General features: G+C 59.7%; 21 protein-coding genes. 6 read left to right on the forward strand and 15 right to left on the reverse strand.

The annotated features are described in order from the left end of the window. Positions 1-81: 81 nt before the first annotated feature. Together dnaG and rpsU are read right to left on the reverse strand one after the other, a co-directional pair. Entirely contained in the window at positions 82-1,812 is a 1,731-nt protein-coding gene (gene dnaG / locus NLK58_RS15970; RefSeq protein WP_117619427.1) for a DNA primase, read from the reverse strand. Positions 1,813-1,959: 147 nt separating this feature from the next. Then, positions 1,960-2,175 carry a 30S ribosomal protein S21 gene (gene rpsU / locus NLK58_RS15975; protein ID WP_007153483.1) on the reverse strand — a complete coding sequence of 72 codons (216 nt, stop codon included), beginning with the start codon at positions 2,173-2,175 and terminating at the stop codon, positions 1,960-1,962. A 252-nt stretch (positions 2,176-2,427) separates the two neighbouring features. Between rpsU and tsaD the strand changes: the two genes are divergently transcribed. Beyond that, positions 2,428-3,483: a tRNA (adenosine(37)-N6)-threonylcarbamoyltransferase complex transferase subunit TsaD gene (gene tsaD / locus NLK58_RS15980; protein WP_341581281.1), complete on the forward strand. Its 1,056-nt coding sequence runs from the start codon at positions 2,428-2,430 to the stop codon at positions 3,481-3,483. A gap of 15 nt (positions 3,484-3,498) precedes the next feature. Here the strand turns inward: tsaD and plsY are convergent, their stop codons facing one another. Next, the gene (plsY, locus tag NLK58_RS15985; RefSeq protein WP_341582820.1) at positions 3,499-4,089 is read right to left on the reverse strand and encodes a glycerol-3-phosphate 1-O-acyltransferase PlsY; all 591 of its coding nucleotides are present in this window, start codon (positions 4,087-4,089) and stop codon (positions 3,499-3,501) included. A gap of 140 nt (positions 4,090-4,229) precedes the next feature. Here plsY and NLK58_RS15990 point away from each other — a divergent pair, with 140 nt between their 5' ends. Both NLK58_RS15990 and folK (NLK58_RS15995) read left to right on the forward strand, forming a co-directional pair. Continuing rightward, positions 4,230-4,586, forward strand: coding sequence for a dihydroneopterin aldolase (locus tag NLK58_RS15990; protein ID WP_117619429.1), 357 nt, complete (start codon positions 4,230-4,232; stop codon positions 4,584-4,586). Then, entirely contained in the window at positions 4,586-5,113 is a 528-nt protein-coding gene (folK, locus tag NLK58_RS15995) for a 2-amino-4-hydroxy-6-hydroxymethyldihydropteridine diphosphokinase (RefSeq protein ID WP_117619430.1), read from the forward strand. Before NLK58_RS15990 ends, folK (NLK58_RS15995) begins: the two co-directional genes overlap by 1 nt. On the opposite strand, the gene pgi is transcribed toward folK (NLK58_RS15995), so the two are convergent. From pgi to dksA, 10 genes are all read right to left on the reverse strand, one after another. Continuing rightward, positions 5,093-6,757, reverse strand: coding sequence for a glucose-6-phosphate isomerase (pgi, locus tag NLK58_RS16000; protein WP_341581282.1), 1,665 nt, complete (start codon positions 6,755-6,757; stop codon positions 5,093-5,095). The genes folK (NLK58_RS15995) and pgi overlap by 21 nt on opposite strands. Before the next feature lie 22 nt (positions 6,758-6,779). Then, the gene (gene panC / locus NLK58_RS16005) at positions 6,780-7,628 is read right to left on the reverse strand and encodes a pantoate--beta-alanine ligase (RefSeq protein ID WP_341581283.1); all 849 of its coding nucleotides are present in this window, start codon (positions 7,626-7,628) and stop codon (positions 6,780-6,782) included. Further along, the gene (panB, locus tag NLK58_RS16010) at positions 7,625-8,419 is read right to left on the reverse strand and encodes a 3-methyl-2-oxobutanoate hydroxymethyltransferase (RefSeq protein WP_117619433.1); all 795 of its coding nucleotides are present in this window, start codon (positions 8,417-8,419) and stop codon (positions 7,625-7,627) included. The genes panC and panB overlap by 4 nt, the downstream gene beginning before the upstream one ends. A 60-nt stretch (positions 8,420-8,479) precedes the next feature. Continuing rightward, entirely contained in the window at positions 8,480-8,977 is a 498-nt protein-coding gene (gene folK / locus NLK58_RS16015; RefSeq protein ID WP_341581284.1) for a 2-amino-4-hydroxy-6-hydroxymethyldihydropteridine diphosphokinase, read from the reverse strand. After that, on the reverse strand, positions 8,974-10,305 hold the full coding sequence (pcnB, locus tag NLK58_RS16020) for a polynucleotide adenylyltransferase PcnB (RefSeq protein WP_205422346.1): 1,332 nt from the start codon (positions 10,303-10,305) through the stop codon (positions 8,974-8,976). Before pcnB ends, folK (NLK58_RS16015) begins: the two co-directional genes overlap by 4 nt. Positions 10,306-11,034: 729 nt before the next feature. Beyond that, entirely contained in the window at positions 11,035-12,438 is a 1,404-nt protein-coding gene (locus tag NLK58_RS16025; RefSeq protein WP_117619436.1) for a sigma-54 dependent transcriptional regulator, read from the reverse strand. A gap of 7 nt (positions 12,439-12,445) precedes the next feature. Further along, positions 12,446-15,427: an ATP-binding protein gene (locus tag NLK58_RS16030; protein WP_341581285.1), complete on the reverse strand. Its 2,982-nt coding sequence runs from the start codon at positions 15,425-15,427 to the stop codon at positions 12,446-12,448. Next, positions 15,417-15,593 (reverse strand): hypothetical protein, encoded by a 177-nt coding sequence (locus NLK58_RS16035; RefSeq protein WP_007153470.1) that lies wholly within the window; start codon positions 15,591-15,593, stop codon positions 15,417-15,419. Before NLK58_RS16035 ends, NLK58_RS16030 begins: the two co-directional genes overlap by 11 nt. 50 nt (positions 15,594-15,643) lie before the next feature. Further along, entirely contained in the window at positions 15,644-16,516 is an 873-nt protein-coding gene (gluQRS, locus tag NLK58_RS16040; RefSeq protein WP_341581286.1) for a tRNA glutamyl-Q(34) synthetase GluQRS, read from the reverse strand. 62 nt (positions 16,517-16,578) lie between these two features. After that, on the reverse strand, positions 16,579-17,019 hold the full coding sequence (gene dksA / locus NLK58_RS16045) for an RNA polymerase-binding protein DksA (RefSeq protein ID WP_117619439.1): 441 nt from the start codon (positions 17,017-17,019) through the stop codon (positions 16,579-16,581). Between the two features lie 179 nt (positions 17,020-17,198). On the opposite strand from dksA, the gene sfsA reads away from it, so the two are divergent. Then, positions 17,199-17,930: a DNA/RNA nuclease SfsA gene (sfsA, locus tag NLK58_RS16050; protein WP_341581287.1), complete on the forward strand. Its 732-nt coding sequence runs from the start codon at positions 17,199-17,201 to the stop codon at positions 17,928-17,930. A 114-nt stretch (positions 17,931-18,044) separates the two neighbouring features. Here sfsA and NLK58_RS16055 read toward each other — a convergent pair whose 3' ends face one another. Both NLK58_RS16055 and NLK58_RS16060 read right to left on the reverse strand, forming a co-directional pair. Then, positions 18,045-18,413: a pentapeptide repeat-containing protein gene (locus tag NLK58_RS16055; protein WP_117620430.1), complete on the reverse strand. Its 369-nt coding sequence runs from the start codon at positions 18,411-18,413 to the stop codon at positions 18,045-18,047. Positions 18,414-18,449: 36 nt separating this feature from the next. Then, on the reverse strand, positions 18,450-20,039 hold the full coding sequence (locus NLK58_RS16060) for an AAA family ATPase (RefSeq protein ID WP_341581288.1): 1,590 nt from the start codon (positions 20,037-20,039) through the stop codon (positions 18,450-18,452). A 121-nt stretch (positions 20,040-20,160) separates the two neighbouring features. Between NLK58_RS16060 and mrcB the strand changes: the two genes are divergently transcribed. Beyond that, complete coding sequence (gene mrcB, locus NLK58_RS16065; RefSeq protein ID WP_341581289.1) at positions 20,161-22,491, forward strand: penicillin-binding protein 1B; 2,331 nt, start codon at positions 20,161-20,163, stop codon at positions 22,489-22,491. Further along, positions 22,488-23,063, forward strand: a complete 576-nt coding sequence (locus tag NLK58_RS16070; RefSeq protein ID WP_341581290.1) for a tetratricopeptide repeat protein — start codon at positions 22,488-22,490, stop codon at positions 23,061-23,063. Before mrcB ends, NLK58_RS16070 begins: the two co-directional genes overlap by 4 nt. Positions 23,064-23,091 lie beyond the last annotated feature (28 nt).

Here is a 23,091-nt window from a genome sequence, read left to right on the forward strand (position 1 = left end):
GCTGTCGCTCGGTTGCTCTGCCACCAAGGAGCCGCGGCTTCATGGTTAGATGGTGATCAGTGCATCAAGTTTCAAGTGCTGTTAGTCCCGGGTTCCACCACTCAGGGCTCTCAGCTCCTGCCGCTCCTCGGTTGTGAGGCTTGACAGGTTTCGTAACAGTGTTGCCAGTCGCAGCTGGCGCGATGCTTCCTCGTTCGGGCTTAGAAGCTCCCTCGCGGCGGCCAGCGTGCTTTCCCGCGCCGGAATGTGCTCGATCCCGTCAAACAGGTGGTAAAACCGCTCCCGGGCTGTGTTGTCCAGTGCCAGTCCGCGAACCAGTGCTTTTCGATCCCGGACGGCCTTCTCCAGAATCCAGCTTGCAAAATTACGGGCCTGGTTAAACTGTCTGGAGCCGCTGGCCAGCTCTGTTACTTCGGTGGCCAGATCCGGCGCCTCCAGCAGGGCAAGGCAGAGAATGCTGTCCTTGCTGAGTTTTACGTCGATGCGCTCTTCGGTAACCCGGTCCCTTCGCTCGCCGTTCCACCTGCCTTTTTGTTGTCCGTGCTGCCGGTTTTGCCACGGATTGCGCCCGCCGCAGAGGCGGAGCATTTCATGCCACATGGCATCCCGGAGGGTGCTTCTTGGCATCTTGTTGAGCATTGGCTCAACCCGGGCCCTCAGTTCGCCCCGGTGTTCTGGCAACTGCAGATCCAGGCCTTCGCTCTGCCGGTCAAACAGGTACCGGGACATGGGTGTGGCGCCGTCAATGCGCTTCTGGAAGGCCTCGGGGCCTTCCTTTCGCACCAGTGTGTCCGGGTCCTCACCCTGTGGCAGCATCAGAAACTGCAGGTGGAGGCCGTCGGCCATCAGTTCCAGCGCATTTTCCATGGCCCGGTCAGCGGCCCGGAAGCCGGCCTGGTCTCCGTCGAAGCAGAACACAATGTGTCTGACCTGTCTCAGCAGGGCCGTCAGGCTGTCCTGATTCGTCGCCGTGCCCAGGGTTGCAACGGCATAATGAATGCCGTGCTGGGCGAGGGCGATAACGTCCATATAGCCTTCAACCACGAGTAATTTGTCGAGCTGCCGGATTGCCTGCCTGGCCTCAAACAGTCCGTATATCTCGCGGCTCTTATGAAAGACATCCGACTCCGGGGAGTTGATGTATTTCGCCTTGTCGTCACCCAGTGTACGACCGCCAAAGGCGACTGTTTTGCCCCGGCTGTTGCGGATCGGGAACATGACCCGGTTCCGGAACAGGTCCCTGGGCCGGCCGTATTTGTCGGAAACCGTGCCGGTCTCGATCAGCGGGCCCTGGAGGTCTCTGTTCGCCGCATCGTACAGGGCGGTACCGGTTGAGGGTGCGTAACCCACCTGGTATTGCTCTACGATGGTGCTGTCCAGGCCTCGCTGCTTCAGGTAGTCCCGGGCATAGGCGCCCTGCTGGCCCTGCAGCGCTGAGTGATAGAAGCGGCTGGCAAAATCCAGAGCGTCTGTCAGTGTTCGGGCCTGCTGGATTTCCTGTTTCGCAGCCCGGTCATAGGGCACTTCCAGTCCGACCCGTTTGGCCAGTTCTTCAACTGCTTCGGTAAAACCCAGTCCGTCGAACTCCCTGACAAAACTGATGGCGTCGCCATGAGCTCCGCACCCGAAGCAGTGGTAAAAGCCCTTATCCGGCCGGACATTGAACGAGGGTGTTTTCTCGTCGTGGAACGGGCAGCAGGCCTTGTAATTGGCGCCGGCTTTCTTGAGTGTAATGCGTGAACCGATCAGTTCCGCCAGATCTATGCGGTCCAGCAGGTTTTCAACAAACTGTTGAGGGATCAGTCCGCTCATGGAGGCTCCACATCAGGCCGTCATCGGAATTGGCCAATAGCCAAAAATGCCGCCGAAGCCAAGCCTCGGCGGCATTTTTGAGTCGCTCTGTGCAGCCTGCGGCTGTACAGGCAATCAGTGCTTTGCAGTCAAGCGGCGTCGGAAAACTTAGTACAGACGCTCGAACTTGCGCTGTTCCCGCTGAAGCTTCTTGAGATGACGCTTAACGGCAGCGGCTGCTTTGCGCTTACGAACAGCGGTCGGCTTCTCGTAGTGCTCACGACGACGCACTTCAGAAAGTACACCTGCTTTTTCGCAGGAACGCTTGAAGCGACGCAGTGCTACGTCAAACGGTTCATTCTCTTTCACTTTAACAGCTGGCATTCGAAAATCACCTACCTGATAGATTCGGTTTCAATTTTGTCCGCCTGGCATGGCCAGATCGGTTCTCGATCCCTGGTCAGATTGGCTAAAACTCGACCAGTGCATAATTTAGGGCGGCAATGATAGCGCCTGGCTTATGGCGAGGTCAATGTTTGTTCGATGAATCTGCCAGTGGGTTTCGGGTTTCTGCTAAAATGCGCCTCGTTTTCAATTCTGCCAATCCATTTCTGCCAACCAATGTGGCCAGACACTATGCTGATACTTGGTATTGAAACCTCCTGTGATGAAACCGGCGTTGCACTGTACGACACCGAGCAGGGCCTGCTGGGCCACGCACTGTTCAGCCAGATAGCCATGCATGCGGATTACGGCGGTGTGGTGCCCGAGCTGGCTTCCCGGGACCACGTCCGCAAGCTCCTGCCACTGTGTGATCAGGTGCTGGCGGATGCCGGGCGAAGCCGCACCGATATAGAGGGCATTGCCTACACCGCGGGCCCCGGGCTGGTGGGCGCGCTTATGGTGGGTGGCGCTGTGGCTCATGCGCTGGGCTTTGCCCTGGGCATTCCCGTGCTGGGTGTGCATCACATGGAGGGGCATCTGCTGGCGCCCATGTTAGAGGACAATCCGCCCGCATTTCCTTTTGTGGCCTTGCTGGTTTCCGGCGGGCACACGCAGTTGGTGCGGGTCGATGGCATAGGTGCGTATGAAATGCTGGGTGAGTCGGTGGACGATGCCGCCGGTGAAGCCTTCGATAAAACCGCCAAGATGCTCGGCCTGGATTATCCGGGTGGCCCCCGGGTGGCGGCACTCGCCGAGAAAGGCACTGAAGGGCGCTACCGGTTTCCAAGGCCAATGACCGACCGGCCCGGGCTGGATTTCAGTTTCAGTGGCCTGAAAACCTTTACCCTCAATACCGTGAATGCTGCCCGGGATTCCGGTGGGCTGGATGACCAGACCCGGGCGGATATTGCTCTGGCTTTTGAGGCGGCTGTGGTGGACACCCTGACCATCAAATGCCGCCGGGCTCTGGAGCAGACCGGCTGCAAGCGCCTGGTTATCGCAGGGGGCGTCAGTGCCAACCGGCGTTTGCGTGCCGGCCTGGAAAAAATGGCGGCCAAACTGAAAGCGGATGTCTTTTATGCCCGCCCGGAGTTCTGTACCGATAACGGTGCCATGATTGCCTACGCCGGCGCCCAACGCCTCAAGGCGGGCCAGCAGGATGGCGAGCGGATCCTTGCGGTGCCCCGGTGGCCGATGAATAGGTTACCGCCGATCAGTGAGCCTAGGTCTGCAGGGCTGGTTGACTGATCTCTCGACGGAGCTTTAGAGGCCAGCCTCCCGGCCCTGTGTGAGCCGGATCAGGTTGTTGCGGTGGCGAACCACGATCAGGATAGCCAGCAGGCCAAACAGGGGCAGGGTTTCCGGCTCGATAAACGCGCTGATAAGCGGCCCGCTGATGATGGCCAGCAGCGAGGCGAGGGCTGAAATTCGCCAGCGCCAGATCACCGGCGTCCAGATGGCAGCCATCACCAGCGTGGTTACCGGCGCCAGGGCAAGACCGGCACCGAGCGCGGTTGCCACGCCTTTGCCGCCCTGAAACCGGTAGAACACCGGGATCATGTGGCCGGTCACTGCGCACAGCGCCACGATAGCCTGAACCATCACCGAGAGGCCGGCAGCGTGAGCCAGCCAGACCGGGAGCCAACCCTTGGCGGCGTCGAGTGCGAGCGTCATCAGGGCTGGCGGCCAGCCTCCGGTGCGGTAAACGTTGGTTGCGCCCGGATTGCCGGAGCCCTGGGTCCTGGGATCCGGTAGCTTCCAGAGCCGGCACACTGGCAGTGCGAACAGCACTGAGCCGGCCATATAAGCGGCGGCATAGAGCAGAACGGTTAATACCGGGTCACTGGGAATCATGCTGTGGGCTCGGAAGCGAAGACGTATCTGGTCATTGTGTGCGAAAATGCCGGCCCTGAAAACGCCGGCCAGCTTGCTCACAATATCCCCTGGTTGTGCGTTATTCAATCACGAACGAGTGGAAGAGTCCGGGAGCCCCCTTGGCAGACAGCGTATTTATCGAAGGCCTGGTTGTGGAGACAGTGGTCGGTGTCTACGACTGGGAACGGGAAGTCACCCAGAGCCTGGTCATCGACCTGGAGATGGCCTGGGATAATCGGGTGCCTGGCCGTTCCGATGATGTTGCCGACGCTCTGGATTACGCCACAGTCAGTCGTCGGATCGGGACCTGTCTGAAAGAACTCAGGCCAAAGCTGCTTGAACACGGCGCCGAGGTCCTGGCCGGGGTTCTGCAGGCAGAATTTGGCGTAATCTGGCTCAGGCTGGCCATACGTAAACCGGGTGCCGTGCCCGGCGCGAAGGCCGTGGGCGTGTGCATCGAAAGGGGGTCGCGGTAATGTCGGGGCCCGTCCGGGTCTACCTCAGTATTGGCAGCAATGTAGACCGGGAGCGATACGTTATCGCCGCGCTTGATGCCCTGCATGAATGGTTTGGTGAACTGAGTGTCTCACCGGTGTATGACAGTGAGGCCGTAGGGTTTGATGGCTCCCCGTTCCTGAATCTGGTCGTGGGTGTCGACACGGTACTGCCGGTTGCCGAGCTGTCCCGGCGCTTCAAGCAACTTGAGGCGGACAATGGCCGGCGCAGGGATGTCCCGAAGTTCAGTGCCCGAACCCTGGATCTGGACATTCTGACCTACGGCGACGTTGTCGGGCGGGTTGATGGTGTTGAGCTGCCACGGGGCGAAATCCTCAAGAATGCCTTTGTTCTTCGACCCCTGGCAGACATTGCGCCGGAAGCCGTGCATCCGGTGTGCGGTAAAGCCTATGGCCAACTGTGGCGTCAATACAACACCGGCCAGAAACTCTGGCCGGTGGATTTCAGCTGGCAGGGGCGGCAGATATCAAGAGCGGTCGCTGGCTGAGCGAAACAGCTCGATGAGGTGGTCGGTGGAGCTGTCGCTGTCCTGGTCGCCGGTGTCCTGGCCAAGCAAGCGAGGCAGAATGCTTTTGCCGAGCTGTTTGCCCAGTTCCACCCCCCACTGATCAAACGAATCCACATCCCAGATCACTCCTTGCACGAAGGTCCGGTGTTCGTAGAGCGCGATGAGTGCGCCGACGGTTTCCGGGGTTGCCTTCTCCATCGTCAGGGTGTTGCTCGGTTTGTTGCCCGCAATCACTTTGTGGGGGGCAAGCTGCTCAATCTCTGCGTCGGAGTGCTTTTCCGCCGCCAGTTCTGCCCTGGCTTCTTCCAGGGATTTGCCGGCCATCATGGCTCTGGACTGGCTGAGGCAATTGGCAAACAGGTCCGCATGATGGGTGGCAACGGGATTGTGAGTGGTCAGGGGAATGATGAAGTCCGCCGGAATCAGGCGGGTGCCCTGGTGAATCAGCTGATGGTAAGCGTGCTGGCCGTTGGCGCCAACCCCGCCCCAGATGACCGGCCCGGACTGCCAGGCCAGAGCCTCGCCGCCCTGGGTCACGCTCTTGCCGTTGCTCTCCATATCCAACTGCTGGAGATGGTCCGGCAGGCTGCGCAGGTAGTGATCGTAGGGCAGGATGGCGTGGGTTTCGGCGCCCCAGAAATTGTTGTACCAGACCCCGAGCATCGCCATGACTACCGGCAGGTTCTGGTGCAGTGGCGCCTCCCGGAAGTGCTGGTCCATAGCGTGGGCGCCGGCCAACAGAGCCCGGAAGTTGGCCATGCCGACGGTGAAGGCGATGGGCAATCCGATGGCGGACCAGAGGGAGTAACGGCCTCCGACCCAGTCCCACATGGGAAAGACGTTGTCCGGATCGATTCCGAAATTCTGTGCTGCCGGCACGTTGGCCGTAACGGCCATGAAGTGCCTGGAAATCGCCTGTTCGTCGCCGCAGTGGTCGAGCAACCACTGGCGCGCCACCTTGCTGTTTTCCAGGGTTTCCTGGGTCCGGAAGGATTTGGACTGGATCAGAAACAGAGTGGTTTCCGGATTCACCTGCCGGAGGGTTTCACAGATCTCGGTGCCGTCGATGTTGGCCACGTAATGGCACGGTACGCCAGACTGTCCGTAGGGCTGGAGTGCCTCGCCCACCAGCTTGGGCCCGAGATAGGAGCCGCCGATACCGATGCTTACGACGTCAGTAAAGGGTTTGCCGGTGTATCCGGTGCGGCTGCCGCTCAGCACGCCGTCTACCAGCGTTTCCATCCGTGCCAGGGTGCGCTGTACCTCGGCAACGACGTCCTGGCCGTTCACCATGATGGCCTCCGTGCCCGGATTGCGAAGCGCCGTATGCAGGGCGGGGCGGTCCTCGGTGACGTTCACGCGGTCACCCCGCAGCAGTGCCTCGCGCCGGGCTTCCAGGTTGCAGCTGCTTGCCAGTGCCAGCAGTGCCTCAAGCACCTCGTCGGTGAGCCGGTTCTTGGAGAAATCCAGGGACAGTCCCGCCGCCTCGATAAAGTAGCGCTTTGCCCGCTCGGGATCCTGTCTGAAGAGATCCGTCATGGCAATGCCGTCCAGACGTTCCCTGTGTTCCTTCAGTGTCTGCCATTCGGGTTTCGAGGTCAGTACTGCCGGATTTGCGGACATCAGAGTCTCCTTTTCTGTGGGCCTATCGGGTTACGGACAGGTTATCAATCAAACGGGTCGTGCCGAGGAAGGCCGCCGCCAGGAGAGTGATCTCCTGATCATCCGGGGTGGCCGGCTTAAGGGTCTGGCTATTCACGATGTTGAAATAATCCGGACGCAGCCCGGCCTTGCCCAGGCTTTGCTCAGCTTCGCTTTCCAGAGCCTGGAAGTCTGTACGACCATCGGCGATTTTTCCGGCCGTGGCCTGCAGGGTCTGGTACACAACCGGAGCGATTTTCCGTTCATCAGGTGTGAGGTAGCCATTTCGGGAGCTTTTCGCCAGACCATCGTCCTCCCGAACGGTGGGCGCCCCAACGACATCGACAGGCATCATCAGATCGCGGACCATTTTCCGGATGACGGCGAGTTGCTGGAAGTCCTTCTCGCCAAACACCGCAAGGTCCGGCTGAACCATGTTGAACAGCATGGTCACCACCGTTGCAACGCCTTCAAAGTGACCGGGCCGGCTGGCGCCGCAGTGGCCATCGCTGACATCCGGTACAACCACCTGGGTCTGTTTTGCCAGCCCTTCCGGATACACTTCGTCCAGAGTAGGGGCGAATACCAGAGTGTTGCCGGCCGAAGCGAGCTTATCCTGATCTTCAGCCAGGGTTCTCGGGTACTTGTCCAGATCTTCGCTGGCTCCGAACTGCATTGGATTGACAAAGATGCTGGTAACCACAACATCGGCCATCTCGGCAGCTTTTCGGACCAGGGAAACGTGGCCCTCGTGCAGATTTCCCATGGTTGGCACCAGGCCGATGGTTTTACCCCGCCCGCGGTAGCCGCGAAGGATGGTCCTCAGTTCTTTCAGGGAATGTATGGTTCTCATGCCTTGAACGTATGCTCCTCAGCGGGGAATGTGCGCTCGCCGACGGCGTTCACATAGGCCTCAATCGCCTCCTGTACCGAATGCGTCTCGGCCAGGAAGTTTTTCACGAACCTCGGTTTGCGGCCGGTGGTGATGCCGAGCATGTCATGCAGTACCAGGACCTGGCCGTCGGTATCCGAGCCCGCACCAATGCCAATTACCGGAGCCCTGACGGCCTGGGAGATTCGTGCGGCCAGCGGCGCCGGAACACATTCCAGCAGAATGAGGTCGGCGCCGGCTGACTCCAGTTCGCAGGCATGTTCGATCATCATCTCCGCTGCCTTTTCGTCACGGCCCTGTACCTTGTAGCCGCCAAACTTGTTGACGAACTGCGGTGTCAGGCCCAGGTGTGCACACACGGGCACGCCGCGTTCGCTCAGGGCGGCGATGGTGTCTTTCATCCAGTCGGTGCCTTCGAGTTTCACCATGTGGGCGCCGGCGCGCATCAGTTCCGCGGCGTTCTCCAGGGCGGCCTCAACGGTTCCGTAACTCATGAACGGCATGTCCGCCATGATCAGGGAACCGCGGTTACCCTTGGCGACACAGCTGACGTGGTACACCATCTGGTCCATGGTCACCGGCAGAGTGCTGTCGTGGCCCTGCAGCACCATGCCAAGGGAATCGCCAATCAGAATAACGTGAACGCCCGCTTCGCTGACGACCTGGGAGAAGGTGGCGTCGTAGGAGGTAAGGGCTGCGAAGGCTTTGCCCTTCTGCTTGAATTCACGCAGGGTATTGATGGTAACAGCCATAGAATCCTTGCCTTTTGGGTGGATGGGCCTAGACCGGGCCGGGGTACCGGCGCTGAAGTGTTAAGGGTAATCCGCGGGTGGAAGCTTGCGCAAGCGGTTGTCCGGGCATTGGCGGCGCAGAGCGGCAACGGGTGTTCCGTCCGGCAATGTCAGGCCTGGGTTCAGGTCCAGTAAGGGCTGGAGGGCAAAGTCGCGGTTTGGCAGTTCCCTGTGGGGTACGGTAAGCCGTTCATCATCCAGTGCTCGGTTCCCAAACAGCAGCAGATCCAGGTCGAGGGTTCGGGGCCCCCAGTGCCGGAGCCGTTCCCGGCCGTGGGCCTGCTCGATTGACTGTAGCTGGTCCAGCAATTGATGGGGGGCCAGCGATGTTTTCAGCCACACAGCGCCGTTGACAAAGTCTGGCTGGTCCTGCGGGCCGACGGGCCGGCTCGCATAAAAGGCTGATTGGGCCACGAGGGTGGTGTCCGGCAGGGCAGCCAGTTCGGAAACGGCCCGGGCGAGCTGGACGACAGGCGCTTCGAGATTGCTGCCCAGCCCGATGAACGCATCGGTCATCATTGCTGTGGCGGTCTTTGAACCGGTTTGCGGCGGCGTTTGCGCTTTTTCGGCGCGTCGCTGGCCAGTTCGGATAGCATCCGCTCCTGGCGCCGCTCATCCGCTTGCTGGAACTCGGTCCACCATTGGCCCAGACCTGGCTCAATCTCGCCAGAATCCTCCCGGACCAGCAGGAAATCGTAGGCAGCCCGGAACCGGGGATGCGTCATGGTGACAAAGGCCCGCTTGCCCTGGCGGCGAGGCAGGCGCATCTGGAGTTCCCAGATTTCCTTCATGGGCCCCGAGAAGCGTTTGGGAATTGAGGTTGCCTGCACCTGCCGGCCGATCACCTTGCCGATGGCGCCATGCAGTGCGGGTTGAACCGGGTCGCCGTTGTCCTGTCTGCGATGCCATTCCGCCTGGAGCGCCGGCCAGAGCATGGCGGCAAACAGGAAGTAGGGGGTGACCGATTTGCCCTGGGCAATACGGGCGTCGGTATTCCGTAGAGCCTGGCGGATCAGTTCATCCGGTTCGCCGGCCTCTATGGCCCTGACGGTTTCAGGAAACAGTGGCTCGAGCAGGTTGTAACGGGTTAACAGATCGTAGGTGGCCTCGCCGTGACCAGCGGAAAACAGCTTGAGCACTTCATCAAACAGCCGGGCAGAAGGGATATGACTCAGTAACGGAGCCAGCTCTTTTATCGGAGCTTCGGTTTCCGGTTCGATATCAAACCCGAGCTTGGCGGCAAACCGGATGGCCCGGAGCATACGAACCGGATCTTCCCGGTAACGGGTTTCCGGGTCGCCAATCAGGCGCAGTTGCCGGTTACGCAAATCTTCTATGCCGTTGGCGAAATCAATGATGGTGAAGTCGCGAATGCAGTAGTACAGGGCGTTTACTGTAAAGTCCCGGCGCAGGGCGTCCTCTTCCTGATTGCCGTAGACATTGTCCCGGAGCAGTAGCCCATGTTCGCTGGTTCTGCGATCGTCATCATCGGCGTCGGTATCGGCTTCTGTGGCGTTGCCCCGGAAGGTGGTTACCTCGATGACTTCCCGGCCAAACACCACGTGAACAATTCGGAACCTGCGGCCGATCAGCCGGGAGTTGCGGAACAGATCGTGTACTTCTTCCGGCGTGGCGTTGGTGGCGATGTCGAAATCCTTGGGTTTTCCACCCAGCAGGATGTCTCTGACGCCGCCACCGACCAGGTAGGCTTCATAGCCTGACTTGTTCAGGCGATGCAGGACCTTCTTGGCGGGCTCACTGATTACCGAGCGGGAGACGTTGTGCTGGTCCCGGGGGATTTCCCGCCGCTGGTAGATGAGGGCTTTCTTTTTTCCGTTGCCGGACATGAATGAACGGAATTTACCGACCGATTGCTCGACGAGTGTGAAAATTGATTTAGGCATTGAAATCCGTGGCCGCGATGAGCAAAAACCGAGAGTTTAACGGTTTGAGCAGGATTTGCACACGTCTGCCGTGGATTACAGTTCCGGTGCCCAGAAAATCAAAAGGCGGATCCGTTTACACGAATCCGCCCTGAAAGCGTTGACGATCTGCATTGTTTTTGTTTTTGCCGGGATTTTTCTTCGTTTTTGTACCCCACTGTCTATCCCCAAATCTGGGGCATATCAACAGTGCAAACGGAAAGCTTTGAATACACAGAGCAGCCAGAGACATCGGGCGGGTTTGGAGTAGCTGCAGCGTCACCTGTAAGGCAATTCTTCTCTGCATCTACAACTCGCACGTGCCGTGGGGCCACTAAAAAGCAAAGTACCCAAAACACTCAGTTCGCTCACGTCCTGTTTTTGTTTTTGTTACCGAACGTTTTTCCGCAGCTTTTTGTTTTTGTTGTGGCGCTGCTTTGTCACTCTTGTTTTTGTTGTTGTGCGCTTAATAGTCTGCAGTCCGTGTGCCAGTTTTTTTATTTCTTTTATTAACAATGCCTTACGATTTTGTAGGCTATAAGTGTTACCCCGTATCTGACCTAAGTGTTACTGAGATCACGTTACTCCTGAGGGGGAGTGTTACCGAGAGGAACAAAGAGTAACAACTGAGTTTCCGTTCACACTATTCCGGTTTCAGTTTCCTGAGGGTTTTTTCCGCGGGATCCCAAGGCGCTGGCGACGTTCCCACAGGGATTTCCGGCTGATCCCCAGTTTCTGGGCCAGCTCGGTCTCGCTCATGCGGTCCTGGTTCTCGAGAACAAAGTGCTGGAAGTAGTCTTCCAGGGAAAGGTCGTTGGCTGAATCTGCTTCCCGGGTCCGGGTTTGCTCATTGTTGCCTTCCACCAGCGTTTCCGGGATGTACTCGTCGCCACCTTCACTGTCGAGGTCCAGTAGTGCCGGAGTAATAACATCGCCATCACAGAGGATGGTGGCCCGCTCAATGGCATTTTCCAGTTCCCGCACGTTACCTGGCCAGCGGTGGCGTTCGAGAGCCCGCATGGCCTCAGGGCTGAGATTGAGGTTGGGTTTGCCCATTTTCTCACCCTGGCGCTTCAGGAAGCGGCGGGCCAGGCCGAGAATGTCGCTCTGACGTTCCCGTAACGGCGGAATCCGGATCTGCATGACATTCAGCCGGTAATAAAGGTCTTCCCGGAACTCGCCCGTGCGTGTCATGGCTTTCAGGTTCCGGTGGGTAGCCGCAATCATCCGCACGTTTACCTTTCGGCTCTGAGTGGAGCCAACCTTGCGGATCTCGCTCTCCTGCAGCACCCGTAGCAGACGGGCCTGGGCTTCTGCGGGTAATTCACCGATTTCATCCAGGAACAGGCTGCCGCCATCGGCCGCTTCGATCAGGCCCGTCCTCGCTGAAACCGCACCGGTAAAGGCACCCTTCTCATGGCCGAACAGTTCCGATTCAATCAGGCTTTCCGGAATCGCCGCACAATTCACCGAAATTAACGGCTTGGTGGCGCGCGGGCTCATCAGGTGAAGGGCGCGGGCGGCCAGCTCCTTGCCGGTACCGGATTGCCCCTGAATCAGCACGGTGGTTTCTGTGGGCGCAACCTTGCGGATCAGGGTAAACACGCGCTGCATGGGGTCGCAATCGCCGAACATGATGTTGGCGGGGTCGCTGCTTTCGGGTATTTCGGCGGTGGCGGCGGGTTCACCGCCAGTGTTCTGGCCAGACGGTTTTCGAGCCAGAATGTTCTCTACGGCAGCCAGCATTTCGTCGTGGTCGAACGGTTTGGCGATGTATTCAACGGCGCCCATTTTCATGGAATCCACGGCCGAGCGAAGGCTGGCGTAGCTGGTCATGATCAGCACCGGGGTGTTCGGCGCCCGGTTGATCAGCTCGGTGCCGGCAGCACCGGGCAGGCGAAGATCGGAGATGATCAGGTCAAACTGGTCCGGTTCGTGGTTCTGCTCGGCTTCTTCGACAGATGAGGCATCGGCGACTTCATAGCCGGCATGCTGCAGCAGCTTGCGTACTGCTGAGCGAATAATGTCTTCGTCTTCCACGATCAGAATTCGAGGCATAACAGTCTCAAGACCTTTGGTTCTGGCTGATGGTAGTGTTGCCGGTTTCGGTTTCGGTTTCGGTTTCGGATTCGTAGGCTGGCAATCTCAGCCGTACGCAGGTGCCCCTGCCTGTTTCTGCATTGGCGGGGCTCTCAACCTGAATGTTGCCGTAGTGTTCTTCAATAATGCTGTACACCAGCGATAAGCCAAGGCCGGTACCTTTATTCGGTGCCTTGGTGGTGTAAAACGGCTCAAAGATATGATCAAGCTGGTCTCCGGGGATGCCCGGGCCCTCATCGGCGACCTCGATAATAGCGGAGTAGCCGTCACCCTTTCCACTGATCAGGACGGTGCCACCTTCAGGGGATGCGTCCCGGGCGTTGGCCAACAGGTTGACGAACACCTGAACCAGGCGTTGTTCATCCCCGAGGATCTGCAGCGACGGTGGGCAGTCATTGATGTAATGGATGCCCAGCCCCTTGTCGCTGAGTGACAGCAGATTGATCGATTCCTCGACACACCGATGTATCGTTACGGGCTCGTACCGGTTCGCCTGGGCGTGATTGCCGGTCCGGGCGAAGTTCATCAGCGATTGCAGGATGGCAGAAATGCGCCGGGTCTGTTGCTGGATCTGTTCAGCCGTGTCCAGAATATCCGGGTTGTCTGTTTCCAGCTTCAGGTTCTGGGCCAGCGAGGAAATGCCGGTAACCGGATTCCCGATCTCATGGGCAACGCCTGCTGCGAGCCTGCCCACCGAGGCCAGCCGCTCACTGTGCATGAGCTCGTCCTCCAGCAGGCGGGTCTCAGTCTGGTCTTCCACCAGGATGATACTGCCACCTTCGGTGTGATCCGGCCCGCTCAGGGCGGCCTTGTGCAGGTTCAGCCAGTGTGGTTTGCCACGGAGGTCCAGTCGGTGTTTGTAACGGTGCAGATCTTCACCCCGATTGAACCCCTCCAGCAACAGGTGCCAATGTTCGGGCAGTGCCATCAGCCGGGCACCGACCACGTCGTCGGCTGTGATGCCGGTGAGTTCCTCCATGGTGTGGTTCCACATCAGGATCTCGCCATCTTCGCCCACCGAGCAGGCGGGAATGGGCAGGTTCTGCAAGGTTTGCCGGTAATGCCGGCGCAGGTTGTCGAGTTCTCCGGCCAGCCCGGTCAGCCGGTTCTGGTAATCGCCGAGGGCGCGTTCGACATACCGGATGTCCTGGGCGGTACCGCCCTGGGCCATGGGTTTGAAGCCCAGATGACGCTTGACCATGTCCCGGGCAACGGCGGGCCCGAGCAGGCCGGACAGGTTGATCTCAACCTGATCCCGGAGCCTTCGGAGCTGGTAGGGCCGGTACTCTATGTTCGGCAGCTTCAGCTGGGCGAGCGCCCGCTCCACTTCCCGTCGGGCCACCCCATAGCCCAGGGGCTCCGCCAGTTGCCGGACGAAATCGCTGGAAGAGGTGGCCAGCAGTTCCCGTCGTTGGGGGCGGGAGAGGGCGCCCAGCGAGCATGCCTGGGCGGCACTGGCCTCCTCGCTGGTGCTGGTGCTGAGTACCGAGATGAGGGCAAAGACGGTGATATTGGCCGTCAGACTCACGAAGGTGAAGATGTGCCAGTTGCTGTAATCCGGAATCAGCGGGGCGTCGAACCAGGCCAGTAAATTGGCGGTATGAGAGAAGGGCAGGACCAGGGTGACGACCCAGATTGCCAGCCCGACAAGCAGACCGGCGATGAGTCCTCGCCGGTTGCCCTCTGGCCAGTAAATCACGCCAAGGGCGCCGGGCAGCAATTGGAGGGTGCCGGACAGCGAAATGGCACCGAGAATGGACAGGTCAAGATTTTTGCCTATGGTCTCGTGGAACAGCAACGCCAGGAGAATAATCACCGCGATGAGCAGCCGTTTGATCCACTGCAGCCAGCGATAGATGTCGCCCTGGTCTTTCGGGGTTTTCAGTGGCAGCACCACGTGGTTCAGGGCCATGCCCGCCAGTGCCAGTGTGCTGACGATCATCAGGCCGCTGGCCGCTGACAGGCCGGCAATGTACATCAGCAGTGTGAGCGTGGGGCTGTCCAGGGCCTGAGGGGCACCAATGGCGAAGAACCCTGGCCCCGTTGTCACCGCCAGTTCCTGACCGCCCCACAGAATAAGGGGGACTGGCAGGCCAAGCAGCAACAGGTAAAGTGGCAGGCCCCAACTGGCCTTCGCCAGGGCTTTGGGGGAGGGGTTTTCGCTGAAGGTCATGTGGTACATGTGCGGAAGCACCAGCGCCCCGGCAAACGACATCAGCATCAGTGCCCGCCAGCTACCGTCGTCAATGCTGAGCGTCATGGTGGCGGCCGCGGAGGATCTGTTGTCGAGCCAGTGTTCCAGGCCGTCCATGCCATTGAAGACCCCGAACAGAATGACACCGCCGAGCACCAGTAACGCCACCAGTTTGATCAGCGAATCGAAAGCGATGGCCAGAACCAGGCCTTGATGATTCTCGGAGTTCTGGTCCCGGCGAGCTCCGAACAGCATGGCGAACAACACCACGATGAGGCTGAACATCACACTGATCAGCTTGGGTGAGGTATCCGGTGCCAGGATGCTGGCCGATGTGACCACAGCCTGAATCTGCATGCTCAGCAGTGCCAGAATGGCGCCGCCGGAGCACAGGGTTACCAGGGTGCCCGCCCACTGGCTGCGGTACCGGTAGGCAAACAGGTCTGCGAGGGAAGTAAGCTGGTAGGCGCGACCGATCCGCATGACAGGGTTCAGGAGCACGGGTGCCAGCAGGAAGGCGCCACTGATGCCCAGATAATAGGCCAGGAAGCCATAGCCGGATTCCGCCGCCATGCCAACGGCCCCGTAAACCGCCCAGATACCTGCGTACACGCCCAGGCTGAGGATGTAGACCAGGGGATGGCGGACCCATTGGCGCGGCAGCATGCCACGCTCGGTCACCCAGGCAATACCGAATAGCAGGACCAGGTAGAGCAGGCTGGCGAGCAGCAGGCCAGAGGTACTAAAACTCATTGGGATCCCGCCGCCATTCCAGCCAGAAACCGATGGCAATCAGCCCGGCCCAGATAACATACGGGCTATACCAGGCGTTTCCCGGCGAAGTCCACCAGTCGAGGATGTTGGGCGAAAAAATATAGATGGCCAGTACCAACAGGAAGACCAGACGGTAGATATACATCAGGCATGCTATCCGCGCTGAGGTGTGAGAAGGGCTTTATACCATGTCCCTCACCGGGATGTCAGGTGGATGGCGCCCCGTTGCCAGTTCGCCTGGCCCCAGTCCAGCAGGGTTTCCGGTGGGCCTTTTGCCAGCGCTTCCGGTGGGTTCTGGCCGAGGGCGACCAGTGCCCTGAACAGGTTCTGTCCGGGGGTGTTGTCGTCCAGGGCCGGCGCATGGGTCTGCTTGCTGAGTTTCTGGCCCGCTTCGTTGAGAACGACCGGAATGTGCAGCCAGCGCGGTGGCCTGGCACCAAGCGCCCGGTAAATCTGTTGTTGCTGGGCGGTCATTTCCAGCAGGTCCGAGCCGCGGACCACATCTGAAATGCCCTGGTCAATGTCATCAACCACCACCGCAAGCTGGTAGGCGTAGAACCCTTCCTTGCGGAGAATGACCGGGTCATCCAGTTCTGCTCTTACGATCTGGTGTTGTGGGCCCAGCAGCAGATCCTGCCAGTGGCAGGCCTGGTCTGTCAGGGCAAAGCGAATGGCAAAAGGGCGGTCGCCGGTTACGGCCCTGCCGCTGCGGCAATGATTGGGGTGGCGCCCCTCATTGGCCAGGAGTTCCTTTCGTGAGCACGGGCAACGGTAGCCGTCCCCCTGTTCCATTAGCCGGGCAATGGCGGTCTGGTAGGCGCTGTATCGTCGGGACTGGAACCGGACCGGTTCATCGGGGAGCAGGCCGTGGGCGTCGAGACTGGAGAGGATCTGGCCGGTTGCTTCCGGAGGTTCCCGCAGGGGGTCAAGGTCTTCAACGCGGATAAGCCACTGGCCACCCTGGCTTCGGGCTTCCAGGAAGCTGGCGAGTGCGGTTACCAGCGAGCCGAAGTGCAATGGGCCGGTCGGAGAAGGTGCGAACCGGCCGCGGTACCGGGGATTGGTCATGGCAGTCAGTCAGCCGGCCTTGCTGTAAGGGGCACAAAGCCGGCGGCTGTCGAATGGCTGGTTCAGATACCGGTCTGGCGTTCGCGAATCTCGGCCAGGGTTTTGCAGTCGATGCACAAGGTGGCCGTCGGGCGGGCCTCCAGTCGGCGGATGCCAATTTCCACGCCACACTGGTCACAGAAACCGTAGTCGTCCTTGTCGATGCGGTCGATGGTCTGGTCAATTTTCTTGATCAGTTTCCGCTCGCGGTCACGGGTACGCAGTTCCAGGCTGAATTCCTCTTCCTGGGTTGCGCGATCACTCGGATCCGCGTAGTTTGCCGCGTCTTCCTGCATGTGATGCATGGTGCGGTCAACTTCTTCCATCAGTTCCTGCTTCCACTGCAGCAGCAGATCCTTGAAGTGCTGAAGCATCTCAGCACTCATGTACTCTTCACCCTTCTTCATTTCGTAGGGGGTGAAGTTGGTAAAACGTTCGCGTGGTTGTTGTGCAGTATTTGCCATTGCACCCGGCCTCTTGTTTGTACTTCACAAGAACGCTTTGCTTCACTCCGCGTGAGCCCCCGTGGCTGCGCGGTTGTATCCTGGATGAAGCATTCGTCCTGAAACGGGAATTTGCGGAAAATAGCAGATTAGTCTCGGGGGTGCCAGCCTTGTGACATCTACTTTTGTACGGAGATCACATGAAGTTTCCAGAACCTTTGTTTGAAGGCCGTCTTATCCGCCGCTACAAACGCTTTCTGGCGGATGTACGGCTCCCGGACGGCACCGAGGTCACCGCCCACTGCCCGAACACCGGCTCCATGCTGGGCTGCCAGCCTGACAACGCCCGGGTGTGGCTCAGTCGCAGCGACAACCCCAGGCGCAAACTTCCATACACCTGGGAATTGGTGGAAACCTCGCCCGGGCAGCTGGCCTGCGTGAACACTGCCCGGCCCAATGCTCAGGCCCGGACGGCCGTACAGGCCGGAACGGTGGTGGAATTGTCCGGCTACCCGGAGTGCCGGGCCGAAGTAAAATACGGCTCGGAGAAAAGCCGGATCGATCTGTTGCTTTCCGGTCATGGGAAGGCGGCCGATGCATGGGTGGAGGTGAAAAATGTCACGCTGGCGGAAAACGGCCAGGGCTTTTTCCCGGATGCGGTCACCGAGCGCGGCCAGAAACACCTTCGCGAGCTCATGGCACAGGTACAGCAGGGCGATCGCGCTGTCCTGTTTTTCGTCGTCAATCACACCGGTATCGAAACGGTTCGTCCGGCGGACCACATTGACCGGAAATACGGCGAGCTGCTGCGCGAGGCCTGCGATGCGGGCGTGGAAGTGATCGCCTACCGCGCTGACCTGAGTCGGGGCAATGGCAATCCAACGGGCCTCCTGACCCTCACCGACTCGGTGCCGGTTATTCTGGAAGTCTGATTTTGAACTGACCGTCCCGCTCCCGGGCCTTTTCCCGGAGCCGGAACTCGATAAATTTGCCCGGAGCCGGGTCGGACACTGCGCAAACTGGTTGCTAGCCCCGCTTGTCGCTGGTCATTTTGGCAGTATGGCGTAACGCATGCGGGTCCCGTGATTCAGGGACATGACAATCTCATCGGCCTCCAGCCGGTGCGGGAAATAGCAGCCGGAAATCTTGGCGCTGGCAATGCTTGCGCCTTCCATTCTGGATTTCGAAAAATCTATCCCGCGCAGGTCCGTGCCGCGAAAGTAGGCATGGCGGAAATCCAATCCCTTGGCATTCATCCCGCGCAGGTCCAGACCCCGGAAATCGCCGTGGGCGAAACTGGGCAGCTCTGTGAGTTTTGCCTTCTCGGCGTTGAAGGCCTGCATGTCCTCACTGCGAAGGAGGGCATACAGGGGGTGGCTGATCTGATGTACTTCGTGTTCGCGGTTGTCGTCCATCTCATGCCTCATGCTGGCCAGTGGTAACCCATTGTTTTAATTTCCTGTTTTAGTGATGGAAATGCCCAGATGCTGCCGAATCCGGTCGGCCACCGCCTCTGCTACATGTTCCTGATCCGTGTGCAGATGGATGGTGTGGGTCTTTTCTTCCGCCGTCAGCGGTTCAAACCAGGTTTGCTGGGTGTCCAGGAGTTCCTCGGTTGCCTCTGAGGCGTCTCCCTTGCGGTTGCGGATCCATTCCCGGCGCAATGTCTCCGGCGCTTCGCAGTGTATCAGCGCAAACGGCACGCCCTGGGCTTCCGCCACGGAGGCCAGCAGCGACCGCTCGCTTTCTTTCAGGCTGGCGGCATCCACGATAACCGGTAAGCCGGCTGCCAGAACCTGTCCGGCGAGCCCTGCCAGCCGTTGGTAGGTTTTCGCCGTTGCTTGCGCAGTGTAGAGGTTGCCGCCCGTGGGGGAACGCGAACTTTCCAGTGGTGCAAGCCCGTGCAGACGCTTGCGCTCAACATCTGAGCGCAGGCGGATCAGGCCCAGTTCGCCGGCCATGGCAGCGCTGACGCAGGTTTTTCCGCTGGCGGACAGGCCAGTGGTTGCCAGCAGATAGTGATTGGGGATGGTGCTGTAATCCTCGGCCAGCTGGGCGTAATCACGATAGCGCTGCATCAGGTCGGCTTTTTCGCCCCCGCTGAGGGACGGATTGCCCATGGTGAACAGCGCAATCTTGGCCCGGACCATGGCCCGGTACGCCTTGTAGAGCGGCAGCAGGGGCAGGGCTTCGAAGTCGTCCCGGTATTCCAGATAGGTGTTGAGCACCAGATTGGCCAGCGCGCCTTCCCGCCGGAATTCCAGGTCCATCAGCAGGAACGCCAGATCGTTGATCACATCAATCCAGCGGAAAGGCTCGCTGAATTCGATGCAATCGAAAACCGTAACGTCGCCTTCAAAGCGGGTGATATTGGCCAGGTGCAGGTCGCCGTGGCACTCACGGACCATGCCGTTGGCCCGGCGACTGGCAATCAGCTCCCGATGGCGTTCGTAGGTAGACTCGGTCCAGGCCTGGAGGTTGTCCAGTTGCAGGAGCAGATCGGCGTCGTCAATCAGCGGGCGTATCTGGTCAAAATTTTCCTGCATCGCCGCAAAGACCGCTTCAGGGGTCCCAAGCGGCTTTTCGTCAGGGACCGGTGGCAATCGCTCGTGGAAGGCGGCGACCTGCCGGGCAAGGCTGGTCAGAAGTTCCGGTGCCAGCTCACCTTGTTCCTGAAGGCGGTCGAACAGCTGGTCCTGATCGAACTGGCGCATTTTGATGGCGTATTCGAAGGCCTCGCCGTCACCACCGAGAACGGGGTGATCCGGGGTCCCGGAAATCGGAAGGACCTCAAGGTACAGCGCTTCGGCCAGTCTTCGATTGAGCCGGAGCTCTTCCGCGCAGAAATGCTTTCTGCGTTCCAGGGTGGAGAAGTTCAGAAAGCCGAAATCCATTGGTTTCTTGATCTTGTAGGCGTAATCGCCGGTCAGGATAACCTGGGAGATATGAGTTTCAATGACCTGGAAGTCTTTGACCGGGTGGTCGTACAGCTCTGGATTCTGCAGTGCCAGAATCAGATTGCCTGGGGATGTCTCACTCACGGTGCTCTCCTCGCGTTCCCTGAACCCATTGATTTTTATTGCCCTATCATAACGGGCAGATTACAGAAATAACACACAGTTGGCCTGCCTTCCTGGCCGGTCCCTTCGTTATAATCCGGCCATGAAAAAATCCAGCTCATCTTCCCCGTCCAGGCGAAAGCCCTCCCGAAAGTCCTCGAATAGTGGTCGCCGGCCATGGTTCTGGCGTTTCATGTTCCGGTTTTGTGCCATTGGCCTCGTGTTGCTCGCAGGCTGGACGGTCTATCTCGATGCGGTTGTAACGTCCCGCTTCGAGGGGCGCCGGTTTGAAGTGCCGTCGCGGGTGTATGCCCGCCCCCTTGAGCTCTTTGAGGGCGCCAGTATCAGCGCCGGTGCCCTCGAACGGGAGCTCCAGCTATCCGGTTTTCACAAGGGCGCAGGCGATAAGCCCGGCAGTTATCAGCGCAATGGCCGCCGGTTCGTCATCAGTACCCGTGGCTTTTCCTTCCCGGATGGTGATGAACCCGCGCGCAGGATTTCATTGACGATCTCGGCTGACCGAGTCCAGAGCTTTTCGGTGATTCGGGGCGAGGCCGCACCGATCATTCGCCTTGAACCCGCCCGGATCGGCGGAATTTATCCGGCTCACAAGGAGGACCGGGTGCTGGTTGAGCTGAGTCAGGTCCCTGCCTTGCTGCCGGCGACATTGATGGCCGTGGAGGATCGCAATTTCTATGATCATTTCGGGATTGCCCCCTTGTCCATTGGCCGGGCAATGCTTGCGAATATCCGGGCCGGTCGTGTCGTCCAGGGTGGCAGCACCCTGACCCAGCAACTGGTCAAGAATCTCTTCCTGACCCGTGACCAGACACTGCTCCGCAAGGGTAATGAGGCCATCATGTCGGTTTTGCTGGAGCTCCATTATGAAAAAGACGACATCCTTGAAACCTACCTGAACGAAGTCTATATGGGGCAGGCAGGCACGCGCAGCATTCATGGTTTCGGCCTGGCCAGTCAGTTTTACTTCGGCCAATCCCTGGGCGATCTCGACCTGCACCAGATTGCCCTTCTGGTTGGGATGGTCAAGGGCGCGAGCTACTACAATCCCCGGCGAAACCGCGAGCGGGCAACAGAGCGCCGGAATCTCGTGATTTCGGAAATGGAGCAGGCTGGCCTGATCGAACCCGAGCGTGCCGCAAGGGCCAGGGGCCTTCCGCTCGGGGTCAGCGAGCGCCCCTCCTATTCCGAGAACCGCTACCCGGCCTACATTGATCTTGTGCGAAGGCACCTGGCCCGTGACTACAAGGAAGAAGATCTTCGCAGTGAAGGTCTGCGGATTTTTACCACTCTGGACCCGGCTATCCAGTACGCCGCAGAATTCGCCGTGACTGACACCTTGCCAAGGCTCGGTGGTGCGAAGCTGGCGGAATCGCTGGAGGCGACCCTGGTGGTGACAGCCAAGGATTCCGGGGAAGTCCTGGCCCTGGTCGGCGGGAAAGACCCCCGGTTTGCCGGTTTTAACCGGGCTCTGGACGCTAATCGCCAGATTGGCTCGTTAGTCAAGCCGTTTATATATTTGTCGGCGTTGCAGCGGTCCGAGCGTTATACCTTGATGACACCGGTACTGGATAAGTCCTTTACTCTGGAATTTGATGACGGCCGGCGCTGGCAACCGAAAAATTACGATGGCGAAGAGCGAGGGGAGGTACCGTTGCACAAGGCGCTTTCCCACTCCTACAACTTGCCTGCGGTGCGGGTCGGGCTGGATATCGGTGTGGATGTGGTCAGTGACACGTTGACTGCTTTTGGTGTCGATACGCCGATTTCGCAGTATCCGTCCATGTTGCTGGGATCGGTTTCCATGAGCCCGATTACCGTCGCCCAGATCTATCAGGGACTGGCGACTTCCGGCTTCAATACCCCGTTAAGAACGATTCGGGAAGTCACCGATGCCAGTGGCGAAGCGCTTTCCCGATACAGCCTTGAGGTGGAGCAGGTTGCCGATCCTGCGGCCGTGCATCTGGTACAGTACGCGATGCAGGAAACTATGCAGGAAGGCACCGGGCGTTCCACCTACAACATCTTGCCACGGCAATTGACCCTGGCCGGCAAGACGGGGACCACCGACGATGGTCGGGATTCCTGGTTTGCCGGGTTCAGCGGCGATCTACTGGCAGTAGCCTGGGTCGGTCGTGATGATAACGGAGCAACAGCGTTGACAGGTGCCAGTGGGGCGCTGCCGGTCTGGTCCCGTTTTATGGCGCAGGTGCCGCAGCATGGCTTTTCGCCGGTGGTGCCTGATGGGGTCAACTACCACTGGGTTAATACGGAGCGCCAGGCGCTGACAGATAAGTACTGCGACACTGCCCGTTTGCTGCCTTTCATCGCCGGCAGCGAACCGGCGCAGACAGTTTCATGCTCCGGAACCCTTGAACGGCGTATCCGGGGCTGGTTTGAAGGATTGTTCCAATGAAGATCAAAACGACGTTCAGAACAGGGCTCATCATGACACTGCTCGCCCTGGCGGGCTGCGCCTCCGGCCCGGGTGGCGGAATTTATGTGCCGGTGGGTGGTGAGCCCGCCAAGGCACCAGAGCCCCCACGAACCAGTGCCGGTGAGGATGAGGCGCCGGTCTGGCGAAAAAGCGAGCAGCCCGCGGCGGCGCCGTCAGAGCAGGAACCGCCTCGCAGCAGTTCTCCGAGCTACCGTGAAACAGGGGATGGGCTCTCGCCGGCTGCGCTCAGCCTGGTGCGTGAAGCTGACGGATTACTCAAACAGGGTGACGCCGCCGGGGCGATTGCACGGCTCGAACGGGCCCAGCGAATTGCGCCCCGCTCGGCGGAAGTCTACTTTAAGCTTTCGGAGGCCTACGTGGCCAGCAACCGGTTGGGCCCCGCTGAGCAGTTCACCCTTAAGGGGCTGTCCCTGGCCGGAAGCGATACCCGGCTGCAGCGGGCGGGCTGGTTGCTGCTGGCGGATATCCGTCGGGCAAGAGGTAATGTGGCTGGGGCGGATCAGGCGGAGGCCCGGGCAGCGGCACAGTAGATCAGCCTTAAGTCCGACAGGCAGCCCA

The sequence above is a fragment of the Marinobacter metalliresistant genome (assembly GCF_038098645.1).
Classification (GTDB): Bacteria; Pseudomonadota; Gammaproteobacteria; order Pseudomonadales; family Oleiphilaceae; genus Marinobacter; species Marinobacter metalliresistant.

What these genes read in the sequence shown, in the direction of transcription:
- mrcB (WP_341581289.1), top strand. Translation starts at nt 20,161, where the DNA reads ATGAAAAAATCCAGCTCATCTTCCCCGTCCAGGCGAAAGCCCTCCCGA.
- NLK58_RS16025 (WP_117619436.1), bottom strand. Translation starts at nt 12,438, where the DNA reads ATGCCTCGAATTCTGATCGTGGAAGACGAAGACATTATTCGCTCAGCA.
- pcnB (WP_205422346.1), bottom strand. Translation starts at nt 10,305, where the DNA reads ATGTCCGGCAACGGAAAAAAGAAAGCCCTCATCTACCAGCGGCGGGAA.
- sfsA (WP_341581287.1), top strand. Translation starts at nt 17,199, where the DNA reads ATGAAGTTTCCAGAACCTTTGTTTGAAGGCCGTCTTATCCGCCGCTAC.
- dksA (WP_117619439.1), bottom strand. Translation starts at nt 17,019, where the DNA reads ATGGCAAATACTGCACAACAACCACGCGAACGTTTTACCAACTTCACC.
- pgi (WP_341581282.1), bottom strand. Translation starts at nt 6,757, where the DNA reads ATGTCCGCAAATCCGGCAGTACTGACCTCGAAACCCGAATGGCAGACA.
- panC (WP_341581283.1), bottom strand. Translation starts at nt 7,628, where the DNA reads ATGAGAACCATACATTCCCTGAAAGAACTGAGGACCATCCTTCGCGGC.
- plsY (WP_341582820.1), bottom strand. Translation starts at nt 4,089, where the DNA reads ATGATTCCCAGTGACCCGGTATTAACCGTTCTGCTCTATGCCGCCGCT.
- gluQRS (WP_341581286.1), bottom strand. Translation starts at nt 16,516, where the DNA reads ATGACCAATCCCCGGTACCGCGGCCGGTTCGCACCTTCTCCGACCGGC.
- rpsU (WP_007153483.1), bottom strand. Translation starts at nt 2,175, where the DNA reads ATGCCAGCTGTTAAAGTGAAAGAGAATGAACCGTTTGACGTAGCACTG.
- NLK58_RS16030 (WP_341581285.1), bottom strand. Translation starts at nt 15,427, where the DNA reads ATGAGTTTTAGTACCTCTGGCCTGCTGCTCGCCAGCCTGCTCTACCTG.
- folK (WP_341581284.1), bottom strand. Translation starts at nt 8,977, where the DNA reads ATGATGACCGATGCGTTCATCGGGCTGGGCAGCAATCTCGAAGCGCCT.
- panB (WP_117619433.1), bottom strand. Translation starts at nt 8,419, where the DNA reads ATGGCTGTTACCATCAATACCCTGCGTGAATTCAAGCAGAAGGGCAAA.
- NLK58_RS16035 (WP_007153470.1), bottom strand. Translation starts at nt 15,593, where the DNA reads ATGTATATCTACCGTCTGGTCTTCCTGTTGGTACTGGCCATCTATATT.
- dnaG (WP_117619427.1), bottom strand. Translation starts at nt 1,812, where the DNA reads ATGAGCGGACTGATCCCTCAACAGTTTGTTGAAAACCTGCTGGACCGC.
- NLK58_RS16070 (WP_341581290.1), top strand. Translation starts at nt 22,488, where the DNA reads ATGAAGATCAAAACGACGTTCAGAACAGGGCTCATCATGACACTGCTC.
- tsaD (WP_341581281.1), top strand. Translation starts at nt 2,428, where the DNA reads ATGCTGATACTTGGTATTGAAACCTCCTGTGATGAAACCGGCGTTGCA.
- NLK58_RS16055 (WP_117620430.1), bottom strand. Translation starts at nt 18,413, where the DNA reads ATGGACGACAACCGCGAACACGAAGTACATCAGATCAGCCACCCCCTG.
- folK (WP_117619430.1), top strand. Translation starts at nt 4,586, where the DNA reads ATGTCGGGGCCCGTCCGGGTCTACCTCAGTATTGGCAGCAATGTAGAC.